Below are 24631 nucleotides of genomic sequence, written 5' to 3' on the forward strand. Positions count from 1 at the left end.
TTTGCCCTGATCCAGTCTAGCGTCGTCCATTGACGAAGACTTCTGAAGAGCTGCGTACACTAGGTACATATAGACTATAATTGAGCATCTCATGTTTATTCACATATAGGCGCAAACGATAGGAACCATATCCATATGGTGTTGATTTTCCCGCTTGAAAATCCTCATTCCACCGACCCGGAACTTGAACTAGTTTCATCGGTTCGTTGTTTTCATTCTTCAGCTGCTCCGTGTCCATTAACAACTGTGACGGATAGAATTCCCATTCCCCGTCAAGGAGAATTATTTCTCCTTCTTGTGCATGCCAGTCACGTAAATCCAGTTGGCCATTTTTTATTTGCGTATCTGAGAAATCGCTAAACGCATTCATCCATAAAATACGAGAGCCAGTTAAAAAAATTAGTAAGCCAATCATCATTATGAAAACATGTCTTTTTTTCATTTATGTATCCACGGAAATCTTCCGTTCCCCTTCTTATGATATTTGCTTATGTATAGGACTATTCGGATAATACACCAAAACATCATATTATGTAAATAGAGGAACAAGGAACCTATTATCACTGCCCAAAGAATAGTAAGTTACCCCAAAATATGAGATAATCAAACATAGAGAACGGACGTACTATTATATAAAAGTTGAGGTGTCTTCATGAAACCTGTCATCCTAGCAGAAAAACCTAGTCAGGCAAAAGCATATGCAGACGCTTTTTCTGTCAAACGCCACGAAGGCTATTTAGAAATCAATCCATGCCCAATCTTTCCAGAAGGAGCTTTCATCACTTGGGGAGTTGGCCACCTAGTGGAGTTGAAAGAGCCAAAAGCTTATGACTCCAAATGGGATAAATGGTCATTAAATAGCTTGCCTATCCTACCAGATCGCTATGAGTTTCAAATAGCTAAAGGGAAATTCAAGCAATTTACCGTTGTGAAAAAACTGATACGGGCTGCTGATACCATCATCAATGCATGCGATGTTGACCGGGAAGGATCAAATATTTTCTACAGCATTTACTATCAAACAGGTGCGAAAGGCAAAACAATTAAACGTTTATGGATTAATTCACTTGAAGTGGATGAAGTTCGAAAAGGTTTTGCTAATCTACAGGACAATCGAAAAGATTTACTTTTATATGAAGAAGCGAAAGCTCGTCAAATCAGTGATTGGCTTGTTGGGATGAATGGATCTCGTCTGTATTCGCTGTTATTACAATCGCAAGGCATTCGGGAAGTTTTTCCGATTGGACGCGTTCAATCTCCAACTATTTATTTGATCTATCAAAGACAAATGGAGATAGAAAACTTTGTTTCGGAACCATTCTTTGAAATTGAAGCGTTATTTACAGCTGAGCATGGTACCTATAAAGGAAAAGCGAAAGTGAAGGAACCAAAGAGAGAAATAATTCAAGCCTTACTTTCCAAGCATAATATTCATCCAAATTCATCTGGTGTTATTACATCTGTGGACAAACAAGATAAACGAATGCCACCACCGCAACTCCATTCTTTATCCACATTACAAGCAACTGCAAATCGCCTGTGGAAGACGAGTCCTGCAAATGTGTTAAAGACGATGCAATCGCTTTACGAAAAAAAGCTTGTAACGTATCCTAGAACGGATTCACGTTATATTACACCGGCTGAGTTTTCCTATCTCGCAGCGCAAGTATCGGATTATCAACAACTTATTGGGCACTCCTTCCCTGTTGTTTCACTTTCACCAAAAAAGCGATATGTGGATAGTTCCAAAGTACAGGAGCATCATGCAATTATTCCAACGAAAAAGCTTCCAACGCAAGCTAAACTTGCAGGCTTATCTAGCTTAGAAAGAAACTTATATGAGGAAGTCATTCGTACGACACTTGCAATATTCCATGGCGATTACTTATATACAGAGACGAAAGTAACGACCGAAGTGAGTGGTCTTCCCTTTTTCACGACCGGTAAGACGGAACGGGACAAAGGCTGGAAATCATTATTTACTCGTTCGAATAAAGATACGGAAAAAGAGGACCCAGCTCTCCCTCCTTTATATGAAAAAGAAGTAGTAGAAGGGAATATAGAAATTAAAGAAGGAAAAACAATGCCTCCTAAGCCTTATACAGAAGGTCAGCTTATCGCCATGATGAAGACTTGTGGAAAACTTGTGGAAAATAAAGATGAAACAGAAATTTTAAAAGAAGTAGAAGGTCTCGGAACAGAAGCAACCCGCAGTGGAATTATCGAAACGATTAAACGTCATGGCTATATCGACGTTAACAAAAACATCGTTTCTATTACAGATAAGGGACGTGTTCTCTGCCAAGCAATTGAAGGAAATCTTCTCGCAAGTCCGTCCATGACTGCAAAGTGGGAGACGTATTTACGAAAAATCGGCAATGGGGAAGGGTCACAGGAACGTTTTCTCGGTAGCATTGCAAAATTCATACAAAGTCTGCTACAAGAAGTTCCCGATCAAATAAAAAATAAAAAGATTGATATACAACTTGCACCTTCTAAAAAAGCGAATTCTAGGTATAACCAAGAGCCTATTGCACCATGTCCAAAGTGCAAGCAGGGTTTTATCGTCGCTAGAAAAAACTTTTATGGTTGTACAAATTATAAAAATGGATGTACACAAACATTCAACGGCTTCTATTTAAAGAAGAAAATTACACCGAGTCAAATTAAACTACTATGCACAAAAGGAAAGACGAATATTATAAAAGGCTTTGTCGCTGAAAATGGACAATCGTTTAATGCTAGTCTTTCGTTTGTAGAAGGAAAAGTAAAGCTAGATTTTGCAAGAGAATAATATTACTAGGATGTCCTTACTAAATAGAAAGGACATCCTTTTTTATACGTCTATTATTTCAAAGAAATCTTCACAACATCATCTATATATTTCAATGTATAGTATCCATAAATATCCAGCTCATTAGGAATCTCCATTTCGTAAAAACGATTGCTTTGAACCGTATAGAAATAACGAGGTTGTTCGATTTTTTCATACGAAAAAGTGGTTTGATTCATATTGTATTCTACCCCTGCTTTATCAACGATCACTCCTTCTGAATCCATCTCTATTGCACTAGGCGTCCTTCCATCCTCCTTTAGAAAATTGAATTGGAGCATATCATATGCTCGATTCTTAACTTCATGATTACTTATTACAATATCGGTAAACTGACCATCTTCTAACTTGTCTATAGAGATTGTGCTCCCTGCATAATCAAAAGTTTGAGGAAAATTTTTTGTATCATCCAATTCAATGATTTTTTTGTCTTCAAATGTTAAATGAACAGATTCAAGTTGGACGTTAACCTCTTTTGGTTTCCCTCCAAAAAAAGGGTCAAAGTGCACTTGAAAATTACTCCAATCGTTATCTTGCTGTGAATCCCAATAAGAACTGCCATACAGATCAGCTTTTAATTTTGTATTATTCACTTCCAGGTTGTTGAAATTGAGAGATCCCATTTGTTTCTCTGGCTGTGCATTATTAATACCATAGTGAATAATTGACACTGTTGGCGCGATTATTAGTTTTTCAAATCGAATTGGAATACCCTCTATTTTTATCTCATCATGCAAAACATATTCGGTGGATGGCTGTTTTTTTACAGGTATCTCAAAGTTCCATTCCCCTGTTTTGTTTTCTATACTCCGGTAATCCCAAAATCTTTGTGGCTCAGAGGAGTCACGCATCAATTTATGAAGTTTTATAATTTTGAGTTTGATTGATCCCTTCTCTGTTGTAAGTGGTAATAGACTCACCATGCCATGATATACGCTCTTTTCTTTACTATTTAGTTCTGATTCCAGATCAGGAGGATAATACTTTGTAAACGCTGTATGGCTCATGATTTCATATTCATTCTCCACGATAATCCCATCATCATAATTCATCATATATTGGCTGTCTTCAACTGTATCTTCAATTTCATAAAAAACCAGCGTCTGAATATCATCAGCAATTACGCTCTTAATCTTAATTTTCACTCCGTTATTTTCTGCTTCTAAGTTCAGCCTTTGACCAATTCCCTGTTGTAGAAAAGGACGTAATTGCGGATCTTCTTCTGTCCATGAATAGTAAAGATAGCTAACTGTCCCTGTAAAGAAACCTATACCGATTAACAATACTAGTACACTTCCAATAATAAGTCCTACTCTTTTACGTTTCTTCTCTTTTAGCTGTCTATGCCTCTCGTTTTCTATCACCTTTTCTTTAACATTCATCATAAAATCGGACGGCATATGGAAATCTTCTATTCCCTTAGTAAGATTCAACTTTGTCGATATAACCTCTTGAAAGGTAGCCAGCTCCTCCTGACATGCCTCACATTGATAAATATGTACTTCTAAATCAATCTTTTTCGATCGATCGATTGTTTGTCCTAAATAATCGAGATAATCCTGTTGATATTCCAAACAGCCATGAAAGGTTGATTCCGACCATAGTTCATTTCTAAGTGACTGCATCCCGGAAAACAATAACTCTTTCATTTTTGCCACTGAAATTTGGAGAAGATATGCAGCTTCTTCCGTAGAAAATACTAGTATATATGTAAGTACTAGCGATTCTTTTTCAGTCTGTTGCAATTGATCAAGTGCGTTAAATATACTTTGATGTCGTTCCCTTCCATCCGAAACTTGCAACATTTTGTCACGAGAAAACTCTCGGCAGCTATGTATGAATATGGATGTAATCCATGTTTTAAATAAAGATTTATTTTTTAATCTAGGTAATTCCTTTTGAACTTTTAAAATAGTCTCGTAAAAAAGCTCTTCTATTTGTAGCGGATTACTAATATAACACCGGCAAAGTATATAGAACGATTGTTGGTGCTCCTCTAACCAATCAACGAAGGATTCGACACCTATTTCTCTTATTTTTATGGTGGGTTCTATTTTTATTGGAACCATCCAAGTGTTCACCCCTTTTTCTCTGCTCATTATTCGCGCTTAAAACATAAACAGTATGCATACCTTCCCATTATCTATCATAAATAAGTCCTGCAATGTGCAAACGATAGCCCTATAATTACAGGCTGCCCATGAGCAGCCTGTTCCTCCTTGCCTTTATCCCTGTTACTAGATTTTTTGGCGATTGGATAAACTAATTTACAAATGGATAAGCATAGGCAGTATTTCCTCCCCGCCCCTCCGTAGTGACTGCTTGGGACAATGAATTCAATATCGCTTCCTCTGTTACTTCAGCCGCTCCTTGAAAAAGCTCATTCATAACTGGATGATCGTCCCTCAATTGACTCCTAGTTTCTACACTTTCCCCAGCGAAGTGTTCCACTTTATTAGCTGGAGAGAAAGCAATGACAACATCTCCACTGCCATTACTAAAATGATTACCTGTTCTACTAAGCCCTATACCACACCTCTTTGCTAATCTCTTTAGCTGTCTGCTACTAAGCGGGGCATCTGTTGCCAAAACAATCATGATAGAACCATCAGCCGGCTTCGGAAAAGTTGGAACGGAAATCGTTTCGTTCACTTTATAGCGCTCACTTTGAAACTCCTCTGATTTCCCAAAATTACTAAGGACTAGACAACCGATTGAATATTTCCCAACAATACGAGATGAAGATCCAATGCCGCCTTTGTAGCCAAAACAGATCATTCCTTTTCCTGCGCCTACCGCACCTTCAGCAGAAACTTTTGATGAAGCATTAAGTATGCATTCTCTCGCATGCTTCGGCTCAATTGGCAATTTCCTAATCGAATTTAACCTACTGTCATTACACTCACCTACAACTATATTAATCGTGCCAGTTGTATCTCCAATCTCTGGATTAGCTTCTAGCATATATTCCAATGTACCTTGTGTAACTGCAGGAACTGCAAATGTATTCGTCAGCATAATCGGAGACTCAATCAGACCTAGTTCATCCACCTGCACTAGACCAGTAGTTTTCCCAAACCCATTCAGTACATAACTTGCACCAACTACTTTTTGCTGAAATAAATTACCCTCGTGTGGCAAAATAGCAGTTACTCCAGTACAAGCATATTCCCCCTCCTCTAAGGGATAGTCTAGTGTCACATGACCAACTTGGACGCCCAACACATCGGTGATACAATTCTTTTCTCCAACAGGTAAACGTCCAATTACGATTCCTCTTTGCCTTATTTTTTGCGGCCCCTTTTGTCTCAAACTAGTTCCTCCACCGTGGATAATTCTTTCCATCTATTCATAGATGCTCTTTCTATAAATTCCTCTTTATTTGCATATAAACGAATGACATCCTTGATTTCTTCCGCAAGGTACTTTTCATTTCGATTGTTTGCAAGACCTTCATAAATGGACCCTCTTTGTAAAAAGTCAGAGCTAGCCACCGAATACCACTTCTCATCCTCTAAAGGTATATCGTTCACATAAATGGCATGCACTTTTTTTCCATCATGCACTATTTCTGCTCCCGCTATATGCAGTCTACCCGCAAACTTTCCTCTGAAGCCAGGTCCTCTTCCGTCTGCCAAGCATACTTGTGCATCTAAAGATTGTTCCAAAGCCTCCCTTATAAACTTTCCTTGAATATCGAAAGAAGTTGGATTTAATGGGGATGGACAGACTTCTATCAGTTTTTTCTTCGTCATTTCATGAAAAATTCCAGCATTACAAATCCCACTATTAATAAGCCCAATATCACAGCTCAGTATATCCTTTAACCCTTCCGCTATTAAATTCGTTAAAGGATTTTCTTCCATAACATCATGCCATAGAGCTTTGGGAAGCTTGTATAGAGGCTCACTCAATACCTCAATCGCCTTTTCTTTATTTATTTTCAATAGGGATAAAATCTGTTCATCTTTATCTACATCTTTGGAGGAAATAGTCGCTGAATGAAGTAATTTCACTTTCCCTTCATTAATTTCGAGTTCCACAATTCCTAAATGCTCTCCATAATTTCCTGCGCTATTTATGATTGTATTGTTTATCACTTTAGCTTCGGTAAAGAGTTTATGATCATGGGCTGAAATTATTATGTCTATTTCAGGAATTTCCAAAGCAAGTGGTTCATCCGCGAATGTTCCAATATGACTTAGTAGAATGCAAATATCGTAGTTTCCTTCATTTTTATTTATTTCTTCTAGTATTTCCTTTTTATAGTCAGTCATGTAAATACCTAGACCCTCATTGAATACTCCCATATTAGGAGAAGAACCAGTAATGAGGATGCGTAGACCATTTTTTTTAAGAATGACACTTTTACTGACTCCATTAATCTCTGTCTTATCTTTTTTGAATAGATTATTACTGATAAAAGGAAAAGGGCTATTGCTCGCCATATGTTCAAGCGTATCCACCCCATTAAACATTTCATTATTTCCAATAGTAAGCGCATCATAGCCTAGAGAATCTAATAGCTCAATCGCAGCCATTCCCTTTGTGCCTTGTAGCTCAATGCTTCTAAAATCTGCAAAGTCGCCACCTTCCAATACAATCGTATTCTCATCTTTATGCTGTTTAATGAGGGTCGCTACTTTTGCAAAATTGTCGAAGTTGCTATGCACATCATTTGTATGTAGAATTTTTAATTTCATGGAGTCCTCCAAATAATATAGTTTTTCTTCATTCTACCATGTTCTGATTATTCTACGAAAAAAGAAAATAGATATAACAACCAACTTTTTGGTTTTCCTTCGAGAAATAGGGAATAGTAGGAATAACAAATTCTTTAGGAGGTAAATAGTATGGAATTATTAAAAGTTGATGGACATGTCAACAAGAAACGTTTAGCACTTAGTATCCTAGTACCAGTTTTGGGAGGCTCTATAACTGGATGGTTAGCAAACCGAAACGCGCAGAGTAAATATAAAAAACTTAAACAACCTTCTTTTGCCCCTCCAGCCCCTATCTTTCCAATCGTTTGGACATCACTTTACACCATAATGGGTATAGCAAAATATCGAGCAGATGAAAAGACTAGTCATAATAGAGAAAACACGAAGCCTATTCCCTTTTATGAATTACAACTTGGACTAAACTTTTTATGGTCATTCCTATTTTTTCGCTGGGGTTTGCGTGGAACAGCATTGATAGAAATGACTGCTCTGCTTGCATTGATAGCTTTAACTGCATATGAGTTTCAAAAAGTTGATAATACTGCCGGAGCACTTATGGTACCGTATATTGGTTGGGTTGCATTTGCACTTGGCCTTAATTACGCTGTATGGAAATTGAATAAATAATCCTTCGCCTTTTTAATTGTTACAGGTTAAGGATAATAAAACAGAGTTCAAAACAATCTATTGTTTTAAACTCTGTTTTATTGTTTATTCTGTTTTTGTAGAAAACTCTTTTACTTTATCTATAGCATCTAGCAGTTTTACAGTGACTACTTCCGACTCATCAATATGATTTATCAGCACCTGGTTCGTATCATCAAACAATGCCGTAGTAGTTTGGAATTTATTAATTACGTCTTCGTTGGATACTTTTTGATTTTTGATGTAATTTAATAATTCATTTACTTCACTTTGAACGTTTTTAATAATATGAAGTAATTCGTTTATTTGTTCAGATGTTTCAGAACTTGTTTGAACTCCTTCATTTACCAGCCGCATATTATTTTGATTGTCTTCATAAGCCATTAAAATCTGTTCTTGTATTTTTTTTGTTAAATCAGCTATATCTGCAGTGCTTGCGTTTGTATTTTCAGCAAGTTTTCTTACCTCGTCAGCTACTACTGAAAACCCTTTTCCATGTTCTCCAGCTCGTGCAGCTTCAATAGATGCATTTAATGCAAGAAGATTTGTCTGACTAGAAATGTCACTAATTACTTTTACAATTTCTTCTATCTGTTTTGAACGCTCACTAAGCTGATTCATACTAAACGAGGTTCTTCTCGACTGTTCCCCAAGGTTATCAATAAGTTTTTCTACTGCATTTACTGCCTGCTTACTTTTAACAGATAGTGTCACCATTTCGTCTGAAGAAGAAATCAAAGATTTTCCTTTTAAAAGCGCATGATCAGAAATATCATTCGATTTAATTGTACTTTCTTCTACTTTATTAAATTCTTCTAAAATCTGACCGACCATTTTTCCTAAAACAGCATGTTGGCTATTTACTAAATCATGTTGATCAATCGTAGAAATTAACTCCTTGTGCAATTCATTTAAAAAAATTTGAAAACTATTTTCCTTTTCATCTAATTTTGCATTCAGCTCATCTATTTTTTGTTTAAATTGCTCAATATCTTCTTTTCTAGATTTAAATGCAGTTAACATCGCTTACACTTCCCATTATTAAGTCATTTGACTAATACTTATACCACACTTTTACTAATTCTATTATAACAATTATTCACAATAAATTTACAAGACATGATTAAAAAAGGTGAACTTTTCTATAATCACTTACAAACTAGTAAAAATAATAGTATTATTTGAGTATCAATCAAAAGGAAATTAAACAGGGGGAGAGTAACATTTACCTTCATCATATCGGTAAAAAAGTAAAAGAAGCCAGATTAAATAAATCTTTTACTCAACAAGAATTAGCAGAAAGATGCAATTTAACAAAGAGTCATATTTCAAAAATCGAGAATGGACAAGCAGCTCCAGCTGTCGCAACTCTCTCGAAGATTGCTCAAGAATTAAACGCACCCTTATCTTGGTTTCTAGAGGCAAATAACCAAAGTAAGTTATCTATCGTAAAGAACAATGAAAAAAAAGTTAAGCTTGGAAATAAAGAAATTGGTTATACGTATGAAGCGCTAGCAAATCGCGACCAGTTCAGCAAAATCGAGCCAGTCGTTGTTACTGTATTGCCTGAGGCAGACTTAGTAGAGCCCTTTACTCATGTAGAAGACGAATTTATATATATTTTATCTGGATCAATAAATTTATATTATGATAGCGAATTACATTTTTTAGAACAAGGAGACAGCGCTTATTTTGAAGGAAGTGTGCCGCATATTTTTCTTTCAGCCGATAAAGATACAGAGGCAAAAGTTTTAACGTTATTTATCCAAGGAAATACACTTTAATAATTCTATATTGCTGATTTGATTTGTCTTTCCGGCCATAAAAATCAGCAGTAGCTCCCCCTTTTTTACCTTCGTAGTATAAAAACTCCACTATGAAACATTCTCTTTCAAACCTTGTTACTATTGTTAAGGACTTATTATATTCTGAATAAATTCTATATTAAGTATTTACAACTAATAATAATTATTGTACCTTTGTGTAATAGCATTCAACAAAGTTGAATTATATTATACAAAAACAAGGGGTGTACTTTATGACTAACTCAAAAGTTTCAGGTTTTTATCGCTTATCTACAAAAGAAAGGTTTGATATTGTTACAAAGGGATGCGGTTTAACAGAAAATGAAATAAATATTCTTTCTGGAGAACAGCCGCTTTCTATGGATCTTGCAGATTCTATGATTGAAAATGTCATAGGTCAGATTGGGATTCCAGTTGGAATTGCTACCAACTTTAAAATAAATGGAAAAGATATTTTCATTCCTATGGCTACGGAAGAGCCTTCTGTTGTGGCTGCAGCTAGTAACGCGGCAAAAGCAACGTACGAGCTTGGTGGATTTTTTACTTCCATGAGTGGAACAATCATGCGCGGGCAAATTCAAGTACTAAATGTCGCGGATCCTTACGCAGCAAGAGCAAAGATATTTGAACATAAAGAAGAGATTTTAGAATATTGTAATGAAAAAGACCCTACGTTAGTTTCTTTAGGTGGAGGGGCAAAAGATTTAGAGGTTAATATTATCCCTACTACAAATCAGATCATGCTTGTTATTCATCTTATTGTTGATACAAAAGATGCAATGGGAGCAAATGCGGTCAATACGATGGCAGAAGCAGTTACTCCAACTATTGAAACGATTACAGGCGGAAAGGTTGTACTTCGAATCATTTCTAATCTTGCAGATCGACGATTAGTTCGTGCCAGAGCCGTATTTTCAACTGAGGCACTTGGTGGGAAAGAAGTAGTCGAAAACATTGTAAGCGCTTTCGAATTTGCAGACTTCGATCCATATCGTGCTGCTACTCATAATAAAGGAATTATGAATGGAATTTCAGCTGTAGTATTGGCAACTGGAAATGACACGCGTGCAGTAGAAGCAGGTGCTCATGCTTATGCGTCTATTTCTGGTCATTATAAATCTTTAACTAAGTGGGAAATTAATGTAGACGGTAATTTATCAGGATCAATTGAACTTCCTATGGCGGTCGGTATCGTCGGTGGTGCAACTAAAACACATCCTGTAGCACAAGCAGCTCTTAAAATAATGGGAGTTAGCTCCGCAGAAGAACTTGCGGGTAGTATAGCTGCAGCAGGTTTGGCACAAAATGCGGCAGCTTTACGCGCTTTATCTGCGGAAGGAATTCAAAGAGGTCATATGTCTCTTCATGCAAGAAATTTAGCAGTAATGGCTGGTGCAACTAAGTCCGACATAGACAAAATAGTGGCACAAGCTATAAAAGAAAAAGACCTTAGATACGATCGTATTCTAGAGATTACTAAAGCTATTCAAAGAGGTGAATAAGATGTCGAAAAAACCTGAATCATCATCAGCTGATTTGAACAATTATTCTAAAAAGAAAAAAACATACTTAGAAATTCTAGGAGATACTATTTTACCGAATCAGCTGCTACTGGCAATTCTATTAAGCGTAGCCATTAGTTTAGGAGGTTACAATATTGGCCTTTGGCTACTCCCTTCTATTGCGAGTGAAGGTATGGTAGCTTCCTATTCCTTACTGATCGGTATCTTAGGAAGTGTCATTTCCCTAGTTATTTGTTCTATTATATTTAAACCTAAGCGAATCTTAATTGAAGAAGAAACTTCTTCTGAAAGTATGAAACAGGTTTTTGAGGATTTACAATTGAATCCTGTAGAGGAATTAGAATTGATCGAAAACGATCCAATTACTAAAAAAGAATTGGAAGAGTTAGGTGTACTAAATAGTTTTAGAGAACTTGGAGGTGAGCACAAGCAATGAGTTTACTAATCACAGCTATTTTATTTGCATTAATTGGAGCAATCGTTTTTTCTTTAATTGGTCTAATCTCTGGTACCGATGAGACAGCCATTATGGTTCCCCTTACTTTGTTAGTTATTTTATTGGGAGCACCACCAGCCGCTGTCTTTGCATTTTTCATGGCGGCAGTTTTAGCAAAACATCTCACTCACGCTGTCCCTACTGCTTTAATGGGTATTCCTGGTGATACAACTGCCGTTCCATTAATCGATCATGCTACTACTCTAAGAAGAATGGGGATGCCTCATATTGCCCTAAGAAAAATGATATCTGGAGGTATCATTGGAGCATTTATTGCTTTGCCTACTGCAGTGCTTTTGGGACAATTTCTAGGACAGTTTGCTGACTTCTTTAAATCTTCCACTGGAATTATCTTTACACTTGCTGCAATACTAATCGCCTTTTTCTCTAAAGGTAAATGGGTAAGCGTTTTAATGATTATTCCTTTTGCATTCTTTATTAAAAGCCTAGATTTAATGAGCTTTAATATTTTGGACAAGCATTTATCTATTAGCTTCTTTTTAGGAATTGCAATCGGTCCAATTTTTTGTGATATATTATTTGCTACTTCCTCTAGTGGGAGAAAAACTATTGAAAGAGATCAACCAAAAGAATATCATTTGGCACCTGAAACTAAATCTTGGAAAGGATATTTTCCTAATCCTTTTAAAATATTGACAGGCAGACAGCAACTATTTACTTCAATCACTACGTTTATCTCATCGCTTACATTTGTTTTCAGCCCTGTTGGTATGACTTCTCTTATGGGAGAAATCGTAGGATCACGAACAAAAGGAGCTTATAAGAAATCTACTACGAGCTTAGCAGTGATGAATGGTGTAACTGAGTCTACATATATCGCAGAAGTTATTATTCCTTTAATCGCTTTTGGTATTCCTTTGAGTCCTGTGGCTTTAGGTCCCGGTTCACCATTGTTTAATGCACCACCAGTTTTTTCTGTAGATCCTATTAATAACCTACATACCTATCTAACTTCATGGGAGTTTTTTCTGTATGGAGCTATCGGGCTTGTTGTAGCTGCCCTAATCGCCTACCCTTTCTCTATGAACTACGCAAGAAAAGCTTCTGTTTTAGTTATGAAGTTTATTAGTCAAGAAGCCATCGTAGCCATGTTCATCGGTCTTGCTTGCTTACTTGCCTTCCACGAAGCACAGCTTGCCGGGATTGTCCTAACGTTTACAGTGGCCGCTGTTGGAGGTCTTTTGAATCGTATTCTTGGAATCGGTGCAGGAGTTCAGTTTATGATTTTCTACGCTTCTACTTGGATTATGATGACATTATTCGGTATTTAATAGAATTTCCAGGAAATCATTTCAAGAGAATATTTCATGTATACTCAGTCATCGTTCTAGGCTGAGTATTTTTTTATTTAGAACGTTCCAATATATTACTAACATGTTTTTCCTATTTGTTTAAAACTTTGTATTCACTACTCTATAATCATATTTTCACAGCAAGATTCCCATTCCTCACTACTTCCCTCCTGTTTTTGTTTTAATCTTTCTAATTTTACAATATCTCATCAATTTACTAATTTTCTTTTGCTATAATCTATGAGCAACACAAAACAAATTTCGAGGAGTGAATTGGATGACCAAGAAAAGTATTTGGATTTATGCTTTCAGTAAAGTAGCACTATCTTTCTTGTTAGTATTATCCATGTTTGTACCTTTTATCATCGCACCAAAAGCGCAAGCTGCAGAACCAATTTCAGTTGGCGAAGCTATTGCAAATAATTCGGGAGTTGCAACTGTAAAAGGTTTCATAGTAGGAACTGCAAGCTCCGGTACCTCTTACGATCAAGAAGCACCTTTTTCAGTAGCTACAAATATAGGCCTTGCAGATTCTCCAAATGAGACGGATGCATCTAAAATTTTACCGGTTCAATTACCGACCGGTTCAGTACGCGCTGGTTTGAACTTAGTGGACAACCCCACTCTTTTCAAAGGTGAAGTAACCATCACTGGCTCACTTTCCGCTTATTTCAGCGTTCCAGGTTTAAGAAGTGCAAGTGCATTTACGATTATTTCCAATGGAGAAGAACCAACACCTCCTAATATAGAAGAGTTAGAAAATATTGCTGCGGCTCGTGCTATAACGGATGTAAATAAATTAGTGAAAGTACAAGGAACAGTAACAACAGGCACTGGTTTTTGGGGAGGAAAAGCTTTCTACATTCAAGATGAAACTGCGGGAATATACGTTTTTGCTACTTCAGCAGACGTAAATCCTGGTGACATGGTTGAACTAGAAGGAAAAGTAAGTCCCTACAGTGGAGAACTTCAAATCCAACCGACTAACATCACAAAAATCTCTACGGGTAATACATTGCCATCAGCCCAAGAAATTACACCCGTTGGAGTAAATGAAGAGACACAAGGTGAACGTATTCAATTGAACAATGTCACCATCTCTAATTTAGTAAAGACAAATGATTTCGGAACATTTGAATTCACTGCAACCCATGAAAATGGAGAGTCTGTCCTTATTCGTAATGATAACCGAAATGGATTAGACTACGATACATTCTTGAAGAAGTATAAAGAGGGAGATTTAATCCATCTCTCTGGTATTTCTTCCAAATTCAACACAATCTATCAAGTAAAAACTCTTGGTTTAGAAAGCTTTGACTTAGTAAACAAGCCCGCTGTTTATACAGACATAACTCCTGGAACAGTAACTGAAGGAACAGCGATTTCATTAGTTACACCAATTGAAGGTGCAACTATCTACTACACGATTGATGGAACTACACCTACTGAGGCAAGTAAAAAATATTCAACACCAATTGTGCTGACGACAAACACAACTATCAAAGCAATTGCGGTAAGCGACACTACTTCTGATGTCTTTACTTTCACATACAACGTATTGAAATCAAATGACCTTGCGATACGTGACATACAAGGAAAAGGTCATTTCTCCGATTACGAAGGTGCGACCGTACAAAATATCACAGGTGTCGTGACGTACTTGTATAACTCAGCAAACTTTGTCATTCAAGATATTAACCCGGATGAAGATAATACAACTTCAGAAGCAATCATTGTAAATAAAGCTTCCAACGGATTTAAAGTGGGTGATTTAGTAACAGTTGCAGGTACAGTGGAGGAATGGTATTACGAAGGCTATTCAGATATGAAGGCAAATGATTTACCAATCACAAGAATTCGCTCGACAACTGCTACAAAAACTGGAACTGCAACACTTCCTGCTCCTTTAGTAATCGGGGAGGACATTTTCCCACCAACTGAACTAATCGACAATGATAAATTAACCTCATTTGATCCGCAAGAAGATGGTATTGATTTCTGGGAATCTGTTGAATTAATGCGACTCGCTATTCCAAATGCAAAAGTAGTCGGGCCTCAACAATATGGAGAGGTTGTGGTAGTGGCAGGCAATTCTACCCATACAGAATTCAACGTGCTAGGTGGGATTAATATTTCACCAAATGACTACAATCCTGAAAGAATATTAGTAGATGTTGATAATGAAAACTATGATGCAAAATCTGGAGACTTTTATACAGGGGATATCGTTGGTGTAATGGGCTTTGGCTTCGGAAATTTCAAGCTTTGGACAGAACAAGCTTCCCTTCCACCAATTACTCGCATAGAGAAACCGGTTGTAATTACAGATATTAAACCTAGTAAGGATAAACTGACAGTAGCATCATACAATGTTGAAAACTTCTCAACAAATAAAGAAAATACACCAGATGAAAAAGTAGTAAGAATTGCGAAGTCATTTGTGGAGAATATGAAATCTCCAGATATTATTACATTAGTTGAAGTTCAAGATAATGACGGACCAACTGCTTCTGGAAACACGGATGCTTCGGCAAGTTATGAACGCCTGATTGCTGCAATTGTCTCAGCAGGCGGTCCTGTATACAAATGGACAGATATTGCCCCTGAATACGATCAAGATGGAGGACAACCAGGAGGAAATATTAGGGTTGGTTATCTGTATAATCCAGAACGCGTCACTTTGGTAGAAGGAACAAAAGGCAGCTCAACCGAGAAAGTAGCGTGGGATGCGCATGGCAACTTAACTTTAAATCCAGGCCGTATTCTTGACTTACCACAAGCTAACACGCGTAAACCTCTTGCTGCTCAATTTGACTTCCAAGGGGAAAAAGTCGTCGTTATAGGAGCACATTTGAATTCCAAAGGTGGAGATCAGCCTTTATTTGGGAAACATCAACCACCTTTCTTAGGTTCAGAAGCTGAACGAATTGAGTTAGCAACGATGATAAATAACTTCATCAAGGCTGGTCAAGTAAAAGATCCAGATTTAAAAGTAATCGTCGCTGGTGATATGAACGATTTCGAGTTCACTCCAACACTCGCAGCACTTAAAGGTGGAATATTAACTAATATGGTTGAAAAAGTACCTGTTAGTGAACGTTTTTCTTATTACTATCAAGGGAACAACCAAGTTTTAGATCATATTTTAGTGACGAATAACTTAGCAGATACAACGGCTGTAGATATGATTCATATTAACGCGAACTACATGGATATTCACGGACGTGCATCTGATCATGATCCAGTTTTAGTCCAAGTGGAATTTAAAGAACAAGAAACCTACACTCTAAAAGCCGATAAAACATCTATAGAATTAGAAGCTGGTCAAACGGAGCAAATTAAATTAACAGAAGTCACTACAAAACAAGACGGTACTACTACAACGAAAGACGTAACAACAGAAGCAACTTATAGTAGCTTTGATTCGAAAATCGTTTCTGTTGCAAAAGGTGTCATTATTGCAAAGTCAGATGGCAAAACAGCAATAACTGCAACATATGGCGATAATACAGTAACGATTAATGTCACTGTTCAGTCTGTCAAACCTGGAGAAGCAGTAATTACCGCAGATGAAATAGATACTTCTAAATCTATCATTACAGTTGATGGTTCTGTGCTGCATGACGCAGGAAATATATATATTCGTTTCACAAATACAGCAACCAAGAAAATCGACTTAGCTAACAAAGATGTTGAAATAAACCTTGTAACGGGCACATTCACTATCACTGCAAATAACTTCAATGTACTTTCTAAGAGTGGAGAATTTACACTTCACCTAAATTACCATGTGCCACCAGGTCTATTGAAGGAAAAGAATAAGGATAAAATAAAAGATAATCTGAAATTGAAAGACTTAGCTTTCTTAGATAGCAATCAAAAGCAAATAACTACAGGATTTAAAGATTATTTTATTATTATTACAGAAGGCAAGAAACCTACAGTGGAAGGTGCTTATTACGATGCTAAATCAAAGAAATGGAAATTCGAGAAAATGAGTAAATAACCAATTATACTTCGACTAAGGATACGCTTAGTCGAAGTATTTTATTTATTCTCACAAAAGGTTAAAGGAGTTTTGTTATACTAGTCAGTAGTAATTATCATTTTTTATTTGGGGGAATAGAAATGGAAGACAACAAAATTTCACTGATGGAATCTTATATGATTGAAACCTTGCGTAGTAATGGAATCTCTAATGATGAAGTTATTACACTTCTTGAGAAAAAAGATATTGGTAGTCTAGAGAATATAAATTCAACATTTAATTTCCACGAGCTTATCAAATTATACGAGTTAGATAAAGATATGTTTAAATCCGTACTTCTAGACGGATATACTGTAAAGTTCCTGACGATGAATGGGTTAAAAAATCTTTTACAAATGAAGTTCAATAAAATTGCCGAACAAGATTTTCAGGTCACTGATACAGGAATTCAGCATTTAGAAATTGAAACACTCAGTATTCCCGCCTTGAGACAACTTCTCTCCATTAATTGGATTATCAATGAACATGATGGAACAACAAATGACTCTTCTACTAAAATATTAGATATAGAAATTGCTTAAAAATCTGTATCTATCTAAAGAGATGCAGCTCATGCTTTCGTACATTTTATGTAAGGAAAGAAAAGATACGTTCTAGTTCATGGAGTAAGCTCTTGAAAATACCATATCGTTCGCTATTTCGTTCTTTAGTTGGTAAACACTAACTATTTCTTTACTCCACCTGAAACGAAAATCAGTAGTACTACTCCCCTAAAAGTAGCAATAACCCAGAGTTCATTGGACATTTTTATATTGTTTCTCTTAAAAAGGACGGAAGTGACAAACCACTTCCGTCCTTTTGTCCGCTTTAAGCGGATAGATCCACCTTTTCATTGCTTAATATCTGAATAACATAGTAACGAACTCATGTCCCCCACCGATTGTCCAAAATAAAATTAAATCTCCACGCTTTATCTTGCCAGTTTCGATACCCTCATGGAGGGCAATAAAAGGACTGCTTGTACCAGTATATCCATACCTGTCACCTATATAAATAATTTTTTCTTCCGGTATATCAAATTGTTCTTGGATTTTATCAATATTAACTTTCGCAAATTGAGATAAGCAGAATACGTCTATATCATCCATTTTAAGTTGATTTCTTTCTAAAATAGCTTCAAACATTTCATATGTATAAGGAAGTGCCATAGCTCCATCGAATGGAAGCCAAAGCATGAACTCTTCACTTTCACCAGCTTTATTCGTTTGAGATAATCCCTTTTGAGGATATAAAATATTATTCCGGTTACTTGAGTCTACTTCACACATTGCATCGATAAATCCAGTATCCTTCTCCGTCTTTTCTAAAATAATTGCAGAAGAAGCATCACCAAAATTGGCAAAAGTCATGGCATCTTTTGGATTAGCCACTAATGAAAGATAATCAGAGCCTACAACAAGTGCATTATTTACATGTGGATTGGACTTCATATATCGTGATGCCTGTTCTACCGCTATTGTCATACCAGCACAATTTGCATTCATGTCAAAAATAACTGTTCCTTTTCTTGCTTGAATGGCATTGTGAATGAACATAGCGTTAGTAGGGACGGTCACTTCAGGTATTTGAGTAGAGAAAACAATCATATCTATATCCTTACCTTCTAATCCTGCCTTTTTTAACACCCTATTTGTAGCTTCAATCGCCATAGTAATCGTATTTTCTTCCGAATTATCAATGACATAACGCTTTTTTCTGCCCATAATATTCAAGAAATTTGTAATATCTTTTCCTTGTTCTTCAAAGTGTTCAAAATACACATCATTGTTTATTTGTTTTTTTGCATGGTAAACATCCACTGCTTTAATTCTAATGTTAGTCATAATTGTAATAAACCTCTCAATAAAATTTTAAATGACAAATAAAAAAGGTAGGACCCTGTAATAGCTCCATACCTTTTTGTGAAGATCAATACTTTTGATTTACCTCAAAATTAGTTAGTCCTACGTTGTTAGCCAAGCGTTTTAATTGCATAGAGATTAGGGCACTTTTCTTAATACCTACTTCTACTTTCTTAAAACCAGAGGACTTGTAAAGTGTTAAACACTGTTCAAGATCGGGTATCATTTCTTTAGTTACTACATCTAAATCTCTGCAATCGAATTCTAAAATAAATTCGCTAGCATTAATAGAAGATAATTTTTGCTGATAATCATTGATAAACTGTTGAGCCTTCTCAGGAGTAAAAGTTCCACTCACCGTCATATCAACTGTTTTATTTACAGTATTTACATTCATCGTGTACATGCCTTCAGCCATAATTTTAAAAACACTTCCTTATTAATATCTAAATATAGAGTTTCGCCATTAATTCAAAAACCAAATTCTTCTTTAAAATATTTTTGTCTTCAATAGACATAGATGACGAAAAACTTCCCTTTATAATTATCGTCATATAACAACCTTTGTTTATATCTGTTCATGTTTTTTATGTATTTAAAGTACTTTTTCAGTACAAGAAAGTATTTTTATTCGTTATTTAAGATAACTTTTCATTCAAAAGATCCAATCAAGAATGCTGATTGGATCTTTTAAAATGTTTATTTTATTCGCATATAATCCAGAACCTTTTGATCAATATATCCTCTTTCTTGCACTCGCTCATCAAAATTCTCAATCAGATGATAAGACTGAACTGCGTCTAGTAAATCATCCCGCTCCGTAAGTCCTCTATCCAAAAAGCCATTTTCGTACAATAGGTTTTGTATCTCGGTCTCCAGCTCCCCCTTAATCTCAATTATATCTTCTGCCAACGTCGCCTCAAAATAAAGCTGATGCAATTTCAACAATCGAGCTAATTCATAAACTGGTTCTTTATGATCATCCACACGAAGATCAATATATCGATCATTAAAACCACCATAGCTACCGTTTTCTTTTACGACTAGTAGAGCTGCTGATTGCTTCCCTCTGCTATCTCCCCCTGCACTTTCTCCAGCCTGTAGAGCAGCTAAAAGTCTTTCAGCTAAAGATCCTTCACTTTGCATAAATGATGTTTTCATTACTTCTACTGTGCGATGATCTACTAATATATTTCCTTGTACCGCAAAGTTTTCTTCCGCATAGCCACCCGCCCAATCATAACAACTTGCTCCTGTAAAGGTCTTGCTCTGTCCTTTTCCATCTACTATCCCAACTTGTCTATAAGCCGCACGCTCATCATTTTGCGTAAGTTCTGTTATTACCTGCTCTGGTGTATATCCTTTTTCCAACATATCCAAGCCAAGACTGCCATAATCTAAATTCGCCCATGACTGCGTTGCTATTGCCCCGACACCTGCTTTTGCAAAAGGAACAACTGCACCTACACTTAAAAACTTAGATGCTACTGCCACCCCTAACTCATTTGTTTTCGGATCAAACCCAACGATAGAAAATGTCATCATTTTACCCCTCTCTTTAAATAAGGAAAAAGGAAAAGCTAATAATACGCTCAATGTCCTCCTCATCCCCATGACTATTTGTATAAACATAGTTTAATTATTTAAAAGAGTCAATTATTTTATCGTAAATCGAAATACTAACAAACCCGATTCTCCATCCTAGAGAATCGGGTTTTGAGCAAAAATTTAGTTTAAAATAGTTAATCTACATATTTTCCGAAATCTGGCTTTGCTATCTCATCAAAATCTTTTAAGAGAAGATGCAGACTACTCGTTAATAGGTCTCCGGTCATTGGCAAACCATGACCAGTAACTGCAACTTTCGGTTTTAAATCCGCTAGTCTTTTCACCGATTCTCTAGCTGCTACCCAGTCTGTAGTAAGATACCTTGGCGGACCGCTTATTTCCTGCTCCTGTGTCAATACTTTATATAAATACTCTTGTTTGACTGTCACAAATGCATCACCAGCTATTAGAGCTTTATCTTCTTCTCTGAAAAAAGAGACATGTCCGGGTGAATGACCAGGCGTATGTATCCATTTAAAATCTGGCATATGAGGTATTGTTCCATCAGAAGGTAACTCTTTTACGTGATTTGCTAAGTTTATCGGATCAGTTGGAAATATAGAAGACATTTTAGCAACCATGCCACCTTCTACTGTTGTATCGGGATCTGGATAACTTTTCTTCCCCGTTAAAAATGGTAACTCCAAAGGATGTGCATAGACAGGAACTTTCCACTTATTCACTAACTCTATAATTCCTCCTACGTGATCAAAATGACCATGTGTTAAAATAATCGCGCTTGGTCTGCTATCTGCTCCAAAACGTTCCTCAATAACAGATATAATCTCGTCAGCCGAATGTGGCATGCCTGCGTCAATCAATACAAACTCATTTGATCCTGGCCTTCCAACTAAACATATATTAACGATTTGTATTGTATAGCAATATATATCCGGCAGAACCTCTATTCCGATTCCACTGCCAATGGAAGTTGCTGGTATAAATTTATAATCATCACCGTATGAAATACTAGAATCCATAGTTGCCCTCTTTTCATATATAATCACTAATAGCTTTCCAACGTTAAAAGTATTTATACCCAGAGGATGACTTTTCAAAACAATTTGACATTTCCTTTCCGATTTGGTACATTCGAATACAATATCTAAGAAAAAGAAAAGTAACAATTTGGGATTATGTAGCGAGCTAGGGAAGGTGGAAGCCTAGTTATGAAAAATTGTGAAACGCACTTTGGAGATGCTTAATAGAAAAGCCGGAGACTCACCGTTATAGAGAAAGTGGCCGACATAGGCAATCTGAGTGGTACCGCGGAAGTTATAGCTTTCGTCTCATTTTTATAATGAGACGAGGGCTTTTTTATTTTAGGGGGGGGTTTATATGAAGAAAAAAATAGTAGATATTCTACAAAGCTTCGTGGCTGAGCCAATTGAAGAAAAAATGGTTGAAATACCTGCATATGCTCATTTAGGGGACTATGCTTTGCCTTGCTTTCCATTCGCTAAAAAACTACGAAAATCACCAATTTTAATAGCTGAAGAATTTGCTAAAAAGATTAAAGATGAGGATATTGAAAAAATAGAGGCGATGAATGGATATGTAAATATTTTCATGAAACGAACGAAGTATACGTATTCCGTTTTAACAACTATATGCAAAGAAGTAAAACAATACGGAACATTTCCCTCAAGAGATAAAGGGATAGTAACGATTGATATGTCCTCTCCTAATATCGCAAAACCGTTTTCTATGGGGCATTTAAGATCCACCGTTATCGGAAACTCTATTGCCTTCATACTTGAAAAAGATGGATATCAGCCTGTTAAAATCAATCACCTTGGAGACTGGGGAACACAATTCGGCAAGCTACTAGTCGCTTATCAATTATGGGGAGATGAAAAGAAAGTTCAAGAAGCACCCATTCAAACGCTACTTGCTCTCTATATACGTTTTCATGATGAAGCGGATAAAGATGACGCTTTAAACGAACAGGCAAGAGCCGCTTTCAAATCTTTAGAAGACGGTGATCCAGAGGCTCTGACACTATGGGAATGGTTTCGAAGAGAATCATTAAAAGAGTTTCAAAAGATATACGATTTGTTAAGAGTATCTTTTGATTCGTTTCAAGGTGAAGCCTATTATAACGAAAAAATGGAACCGATTGTGGAAGAACTACAACAAAAGAAACTGCTAATTGAATCGGAAGGTGCACTTGTTGTAGACGTTGGTGAAGACTTGCCACCTTGCTTGATCAAAAAGTCCGATGGTGCAACTTTGTATGCCACTAGAGATATTACCGCTGCCATTCATCGACATCAAACATATAATTTTGTGAAATCATTATATGTAGTAGGAAATGAACAAAGCTTACATTTTGCGCAGTTTAAAAAAGTATTGAACAAAATGGGTTATGAGTGGGCTGACACACTTCACCACATTCCTTTTGGGTTAATACTCAAAAATGGTAAAAAGTTATCGACTCGTAAAGGGAAGATTATTTTATTGGAGGAAGTGTTACATGAAGCTATTCAATTAGCATTAAAGACGATTGAAGAAAAAAATCCTCTTCTAACCAATAAAAAAGAAGTAGCGGAAATAGTAGGTGTCGGAGCTGTCATTTTCAGCGATTTAAAGCAGCACCGCAAGCATGACATCGAGTTTGATTTAAATAAAATGCTACAAACAGAAGGAGAAACTGGTCCTTATGTTCAATATACTATCGCAAGAGCATGTTCCATCCTAAGAAAAATTCCCTTTCAAGATGCTTTTCATGTAACCGAGGTAAATGATTACGAATGGGAAATTGTAAAAACTCTTCAACAGTTCCTGTCGATTATTCAACGAGCAGCATCTGAATATGATCCTTCCCTTGTAGTAAAATATGCAGTGAACTTGGCACAAACTTTCAACTCGTTTTATGGGAACATACACATCTTGAAGGATTCCACCAAGTTACCGTATCGCATTGCTCTAGTACAATCTGTTGTCATTGTATTAGAAGAAGCATTAAGACTTCTCGGAATTCAAGCCCCTTCTGAAATGTGATTACAGGTAAAATAACCTATGCCACTAGCGAAAGTCCAACTCTTCTTCTCTTTTGTGAATATTTTAATGAATAGGGGAGGTGAAATTAATTGGATAATAAAAAGCCATGCAGTAAGTGTGGTAAGGTTCATAGCTGTAGAGGCAAAAGAGGTCCACGAGGTTATGCCGGTCCTCCCGGAGAGCAAGGTTTACCTGGGGAACAAGGCCCTCCGGGAGAACGGGGACCTAGGGGACCTCGTGGATTTATGGGATTGGAAGGGCTTAAAGGGGAGCCGGGTCCTAAAGGAGATCCGGGTCCTCCTGGTGTTCCCGGAATCAGAGGAGAACGAGGGCCACAGGGTGAAACTGGTGCCACAGGACCTCCTGGACCAACTAGTGGAATTGTTGAGTATGCCTATATATATAATATGGGGGAACAGCGTATCCACCAAGAAGAGGACATTTCTTTTGATTCGAATGGTATATTAACCTCAGGAATTTCACATACAGCTGGAGATGCTCATATTATAATTGAACATGGTGGAGTATACGAAATCATTTATCACGTTTCAGGTAAACAGCCGAATCAGTTAACGTTATTTGTCAATGGGATAGAGGCAACAAATACCACTTATGGGGTAGAAGATGGTAACTCTCAGAATATTGGAATCCAGATTCTCGAATTGAAGGCAAATACTGATTTAACGCTTAGAAATCATACATCCATACCAAGCCATATTGATTTGTTATTACATGGTGGGGGAACACAAGCGGGTGTAAATGCAACGATTACCATAAAAAAAATTGCTTAAA

At 36.6% G+C, this 24631-nt stretch carries 18 protein-coding genes, 1 pseudogene and 1 other annotated feature; of the genes and pseudogenes, 10 read left to right on the forward strand and 9 right to left on the reverse strand.

Annotated elements, in window-relative coordinates:
* Positions 1-16: 16 nt before the first annotated feature.
* Positions 17-442 (reverse strand): hypothetical protein, encoded by a 426-nt coding sequence (locus FS486_RS20570; protein WP_313956974.1) that lies wholly within the window; start codon positions 440-442, stop codon positions 17-19.
* A 210-nt stretch (positions 443-652) separates the two neighbouring features.
* Between FS486_RS20570 and FS486_RS05220 the strand changes: the two genes are divergently transcribed.
* The gene (locus FS486_RS05220; protein ID WP_144510271.1) at positions 653-2794 is read left to right on the forward strand and encodes a type IA DNA topoisomerase; all 2142 of its coding nucleotides are present in this window, start codon (positions 653-655) and stop codon (positions 2792-2794) included.
* 53 nt (positions 2795-2847) lie between these two features.
* Here FS486_RS05220 and FS486_RS05225 read toward each other — a convergent pair whose 3' ends face one another.
* The 3 genes from FS486_RS05225 to FS486_RS05235 form a co-directional block, all read right to left on the reverse strand.
* The gene (locus tag FS486_RS05225) at positions 2848-4902 is read right to left on the reverse strand and encodes a DUF4179 domain-containing protein (protein WP_144510272.1); all 2055 of its coding nucleotides are present in this window, start codon (positions 4900-4902) and stop codon (positions 2848-2850) included.
* A gap of 193 nt (positions 4903-5095) precedes the next feature.
* Positions 5096-6178 (reverse strand): DmpA family aminopeptidase, encoded by a 1083-nt coding sequence (locus FS486_RS05230; protein WP_144510273.1) that lies wholly within the window; start codon positions 6176-6178, stop codon positions 5096-5098.
* Positions 6142-7536 (reverse strand): bifunctional metallophosphatase/5'-nucleotidase, encoded by a 1395-nt coding sequence (locus FS486_RS05235; RefSeq protein WP_144510274.1) that lies wholly within the window; start codon positions 7534-7536, stop codon positions 6142-6144. Before FS486_RS05235 ends, FS486_RS05230 begins: the two co-directional genes overlap by 37 nt.
* 150 nt (positions 7537-7686) lie before the next feature.
* On the opposite strand from FS486_RS05235, the gene FS486_RS05240 reads away from it, so the two are divergent.
* Positions 7687-8184: a TspO/MBR family protein gene (locus FS486_RS05240; protein WP_144510275.1), complete on the forward strand. Its 498-nt coding sequence runs from the start codon at positions 7687-7689 to the stop codon at positions 8182-8184.
* Positions 8185-8268: 84 nt separating this feature from the next.
* On the opposite strand, the pseudogene FS486_RS20650 reads toward FS486_RS05240, so the two are convergent.
* Positions 8269-8799: pseudogene (locus FS486_RS20650) on the reverse strand (methyl-accepting chemotaxis protein); the annotation flags it as partial.
* A 584-nt stretch (positions 8800-9383) separates the two neighbouring features.
* Here FS486_RS20650 and FS486_RS05250 point away from each other — a divergent pair.
* The 6 genes from FS486_RS05250 (at position 9384) to FS486_RS05275 (ending at position 17908) form a co-directional block, all read left to right on the forward strand.
* The gene (locus tag FS486_RS05250) at positions 9384-9986 is read left to right on the forward strand and encodes a helix-turn-helix domain-containing protein (protein WP_260858027.1); all 603 of its coding nucleotides are present in this window, start codon (positions 9384-9386) and stop codon (positions 9984-9986) included.
* Positions 9987-10240: 254 nt separating this feature from the next.
* Entirely contained in the window at positions 10241-11509 is a 1269-nt protein-coding gene (locus FS486_RS05255) for a hydroxymethylglutaryl-CoA reductase, degradative (RefSeq protein ID WP_144510277.1), read from the forward strand.
* Between the two features lies 1 nt (position 11510).
* Complete coding sequence (locus tag FS486_RS05260) at positions 11511-11966, forward strand: hypothetical protein (protein ID WP_144510278.1); 456 nt, start codon at positions 11511-11513, stop codon at positions 11964-11966.
* A complete protein-coding gene (locus tag FS486_RS05265; protein WP_144510279.1) occupies positions 11963-13318 on the forward strand; it encodes a tripartite tricarboxylate transporter permease in 1356 nt (451 codons plus the stop codon). The genes FS486_RS05260 and FS486_RS05265 overlap by 4 nt, the downstream gene beginning before the upstream one ends.
* Positions 13319-13616: 298 nt before the next feature.
* Entirely contained in the window at positions 13617-17345 is a 3729-nt protein-coding gene (locus FS486_RS05270) for a DUF6359 domain-containing protein (RefSeq protein ID WP_144510280.1), read from the forward strand.
* A 122-nt stretch (positions 17346-17467) separates the two neighbouring features.
* Positions 17468-17908 (forward strand): hypothetical protein, encoded by a 441-nt coding sequence (locus FS486_RS05275; RefSeq protein ID WP_144510281.1) that lies wholly within the window; start codon positions 17468-17470, stop codon positions 17906-17908.
* 315 nt (positions 17909-18223) lie between these two features.
* On the opposite strand, the gene FS486_RS05280 is transcribed toward FS486_RS05275, so the two are convergent.
* From FS486_RS05280 to FS486_RS05295, 4 genes are all read right to left on the reverse strand, one after another.
* The gene (locus tag FS486_RS05280; protein WP_144510282.1) at positions 18224-19210 is read right to left on the reverse strand and encodes a ketoacyl-ACP synthase III; all 987 of its coding nucleotides are present in this window, start codon (positions 19208-19210) and stop codon (positions 18224-18226) included.
* Positions 19211-19295: 85 nt separating this feature from the next.
* On the reverse strand, positions 19296-19646 hold the full coding sequence (locus tag FS486_RS05285) for a hypothetical protein (protein ID WP_144510283.1): 351 nt from the start codon (positions 19644-19646) through the stop codon (positions 19296-19298).
* Between the two features lie 281 nt (positions 19647-19927).
* Positions 19928-20770: a DUF1028 domain-containing protein gene (locus FS486_RS05290; RefSeq protein ID WP_144510602.1), complete on the reverse strand. Its 843-nt coding sequence runs from the start codon at positions 20768-20770 to the stop codon at positions 19928-19930.
* A 200-nt stretch (positions 20771-20970) separates the two neighbouring features.
* Positions 20971-21816 carry an MBL fold metallo-hydrolase gene (locus FS486_RS05295; RefSeq protein WP_144510284.1) on the reverse strand — a complete coding sequence of 282 codons (846 nt, stop codon included), beginning with the start codon at positions 21814-21816 and terminating at the stop codon, positions 20971-20973.
* A gap of 118 nt (positions 21817-21934) precedes the next feature.
* Positions 21935-22131 (forward strand) — a binding site (T-box leader).
* A 43-nt stretch (positions 22132-22174) separates the two neighbouring features.
* Here FS486_RS05295 and argS point away from each other — a divergent pair.
* Positions 22175-23839 (forward strand): arginine--tRNA ligase, encoded by a 1665-nt coding sequence (argS, locus tag FS486_RS05300; protein WP_144510285.1) that lies wholly within the window; start codon positions 22175-22177, stop codon positions 23837-23839.
* A gap of 89 nt (positions 23840-23928) precedes the next feature.
* On the forward strand, positions 23929-24630 hold the full coding sequence (locus FS486_RS05305; protein ID WP_144510286.1) for a collagen-like protein: 702 nt from the start codon (positions 23929-23931) through the stop codon (positions 24628-24630).
* The last annotated feature ends 1 nt before the right edge of the window (position 24631 follow it).

Origin of the sequence: Bacillus sp. FJAT-22090, from assembly GCF_007676755.1 — a bacterium.
In the GTDB taxonomy this organism is placed as follows: Bacteria; Bacillota; Bacilli; order Bacillales_A; family Planococcaceae; genus Psychrobacillus.

Coding starts and splice junctions, on each gene's coding strand:
- FS486_RS20570 (WP_313956974.1), bottom strand. CDS start 442: ATGAAAAAAAGACATGTTTTCATAATGATGATTGGCTTACTAATTTTT.
- FS486_RS05220 (WP_144510271.1), top strand. CDS start 653: ATGAAACCTGTCATCCTAGCAGAAAAACCTAGTCAGGCAAAAGCATAT.
- FS486_RS05225 (WP_144510272.1), bottom strand. CDS start 4,902: ATGGTTCCAATAAAAATAGAACCCACCATAAAAATAAGAGAAATAGGT.
- FS486_RS05230 (WP_144510273.1), bottom strand. CDS start 6,178: ATGGAAAGAATTATCCACGGTGGAGGAACTAGTTTGAGACAAAAGGGG.
- FS486_RS05235 (WP_144510274.1), bottom strand. CDS start 7,536: ATGAAATTAAAAATTCTACATACAAATGATGTGCATAGCAACTTCGAC.
- FS486_RS05240 (WP_144510275.1), top strand. CDS start 7,687: ATGGAATTATTAAAAGTTGATGGACATGTCAACAAGAAACGTTTAGCA.
- FS486_RS05255 (WP_144510277.1), top strand. CDS start 10,241: ATGACTAACTCAAAAGTTTCAGGTTTTTATCGCTTATCTACAAAAGAA.
- FS486_RS05260 (WP_144510278.1), top strand. CDS start 11,511: ATGTCGAAAAAACCTGAATCATCATCAGCTGATTTGAACAATTATTCT.
- FS486_RS05265 (WP_144510279.1), top strand. CDS start 11,963: ATGAGTTTACTAATCACAGCTATTTTATTTGCATTAATTGGAGCAATC.
- FS486_RS05270 (WP_144510280.1), top strand. CDS start 13,617: ATGACCAAGAAAAGTATTTGGATTTATGCTTTCAGTAAAGTAGCACTA.
- FS486_RS05275 (WP_144510281.1), top strand. CDS start 17,468: ATGGAAGACAACAAAATTTCACTGATGGAATCTTATATGATTGAAACC.
- FS486_RS05280 (WP_144510282.1), bottom strand. CDS start 19,210: ATGACTAACATTAGAATTAAAGCAGTGGATGTTTACCATGCAAAAAAA.
- FS486_RS05285 (WP_144510283.1), bottom strand. CDS start 19,646: ATGGCTGAAGGCATGTACACGATGAATGTAAATACTGTAAATAAAACA.
- FS486_RS05290 (WP_144510602.1), bottom strand. CDS start 20,770: ATGACATTTTCTATCGTTGGGTTTGATCCGAAAACAAATGAGTTAGGG.
- FS486_RS05295 (WP_144510284.1), bottom strand. CDS start 21,816: ATGGATTCTAGTATTTCATACGGTGATGATTATAAATTTATACCAGCA.
- argS (WP_144510285.1), top strand. CDS start 22,175: ATGAAGAAAAAAATAGTAGATATTCTACAAAGCTTCGTGGCTGAGCCA.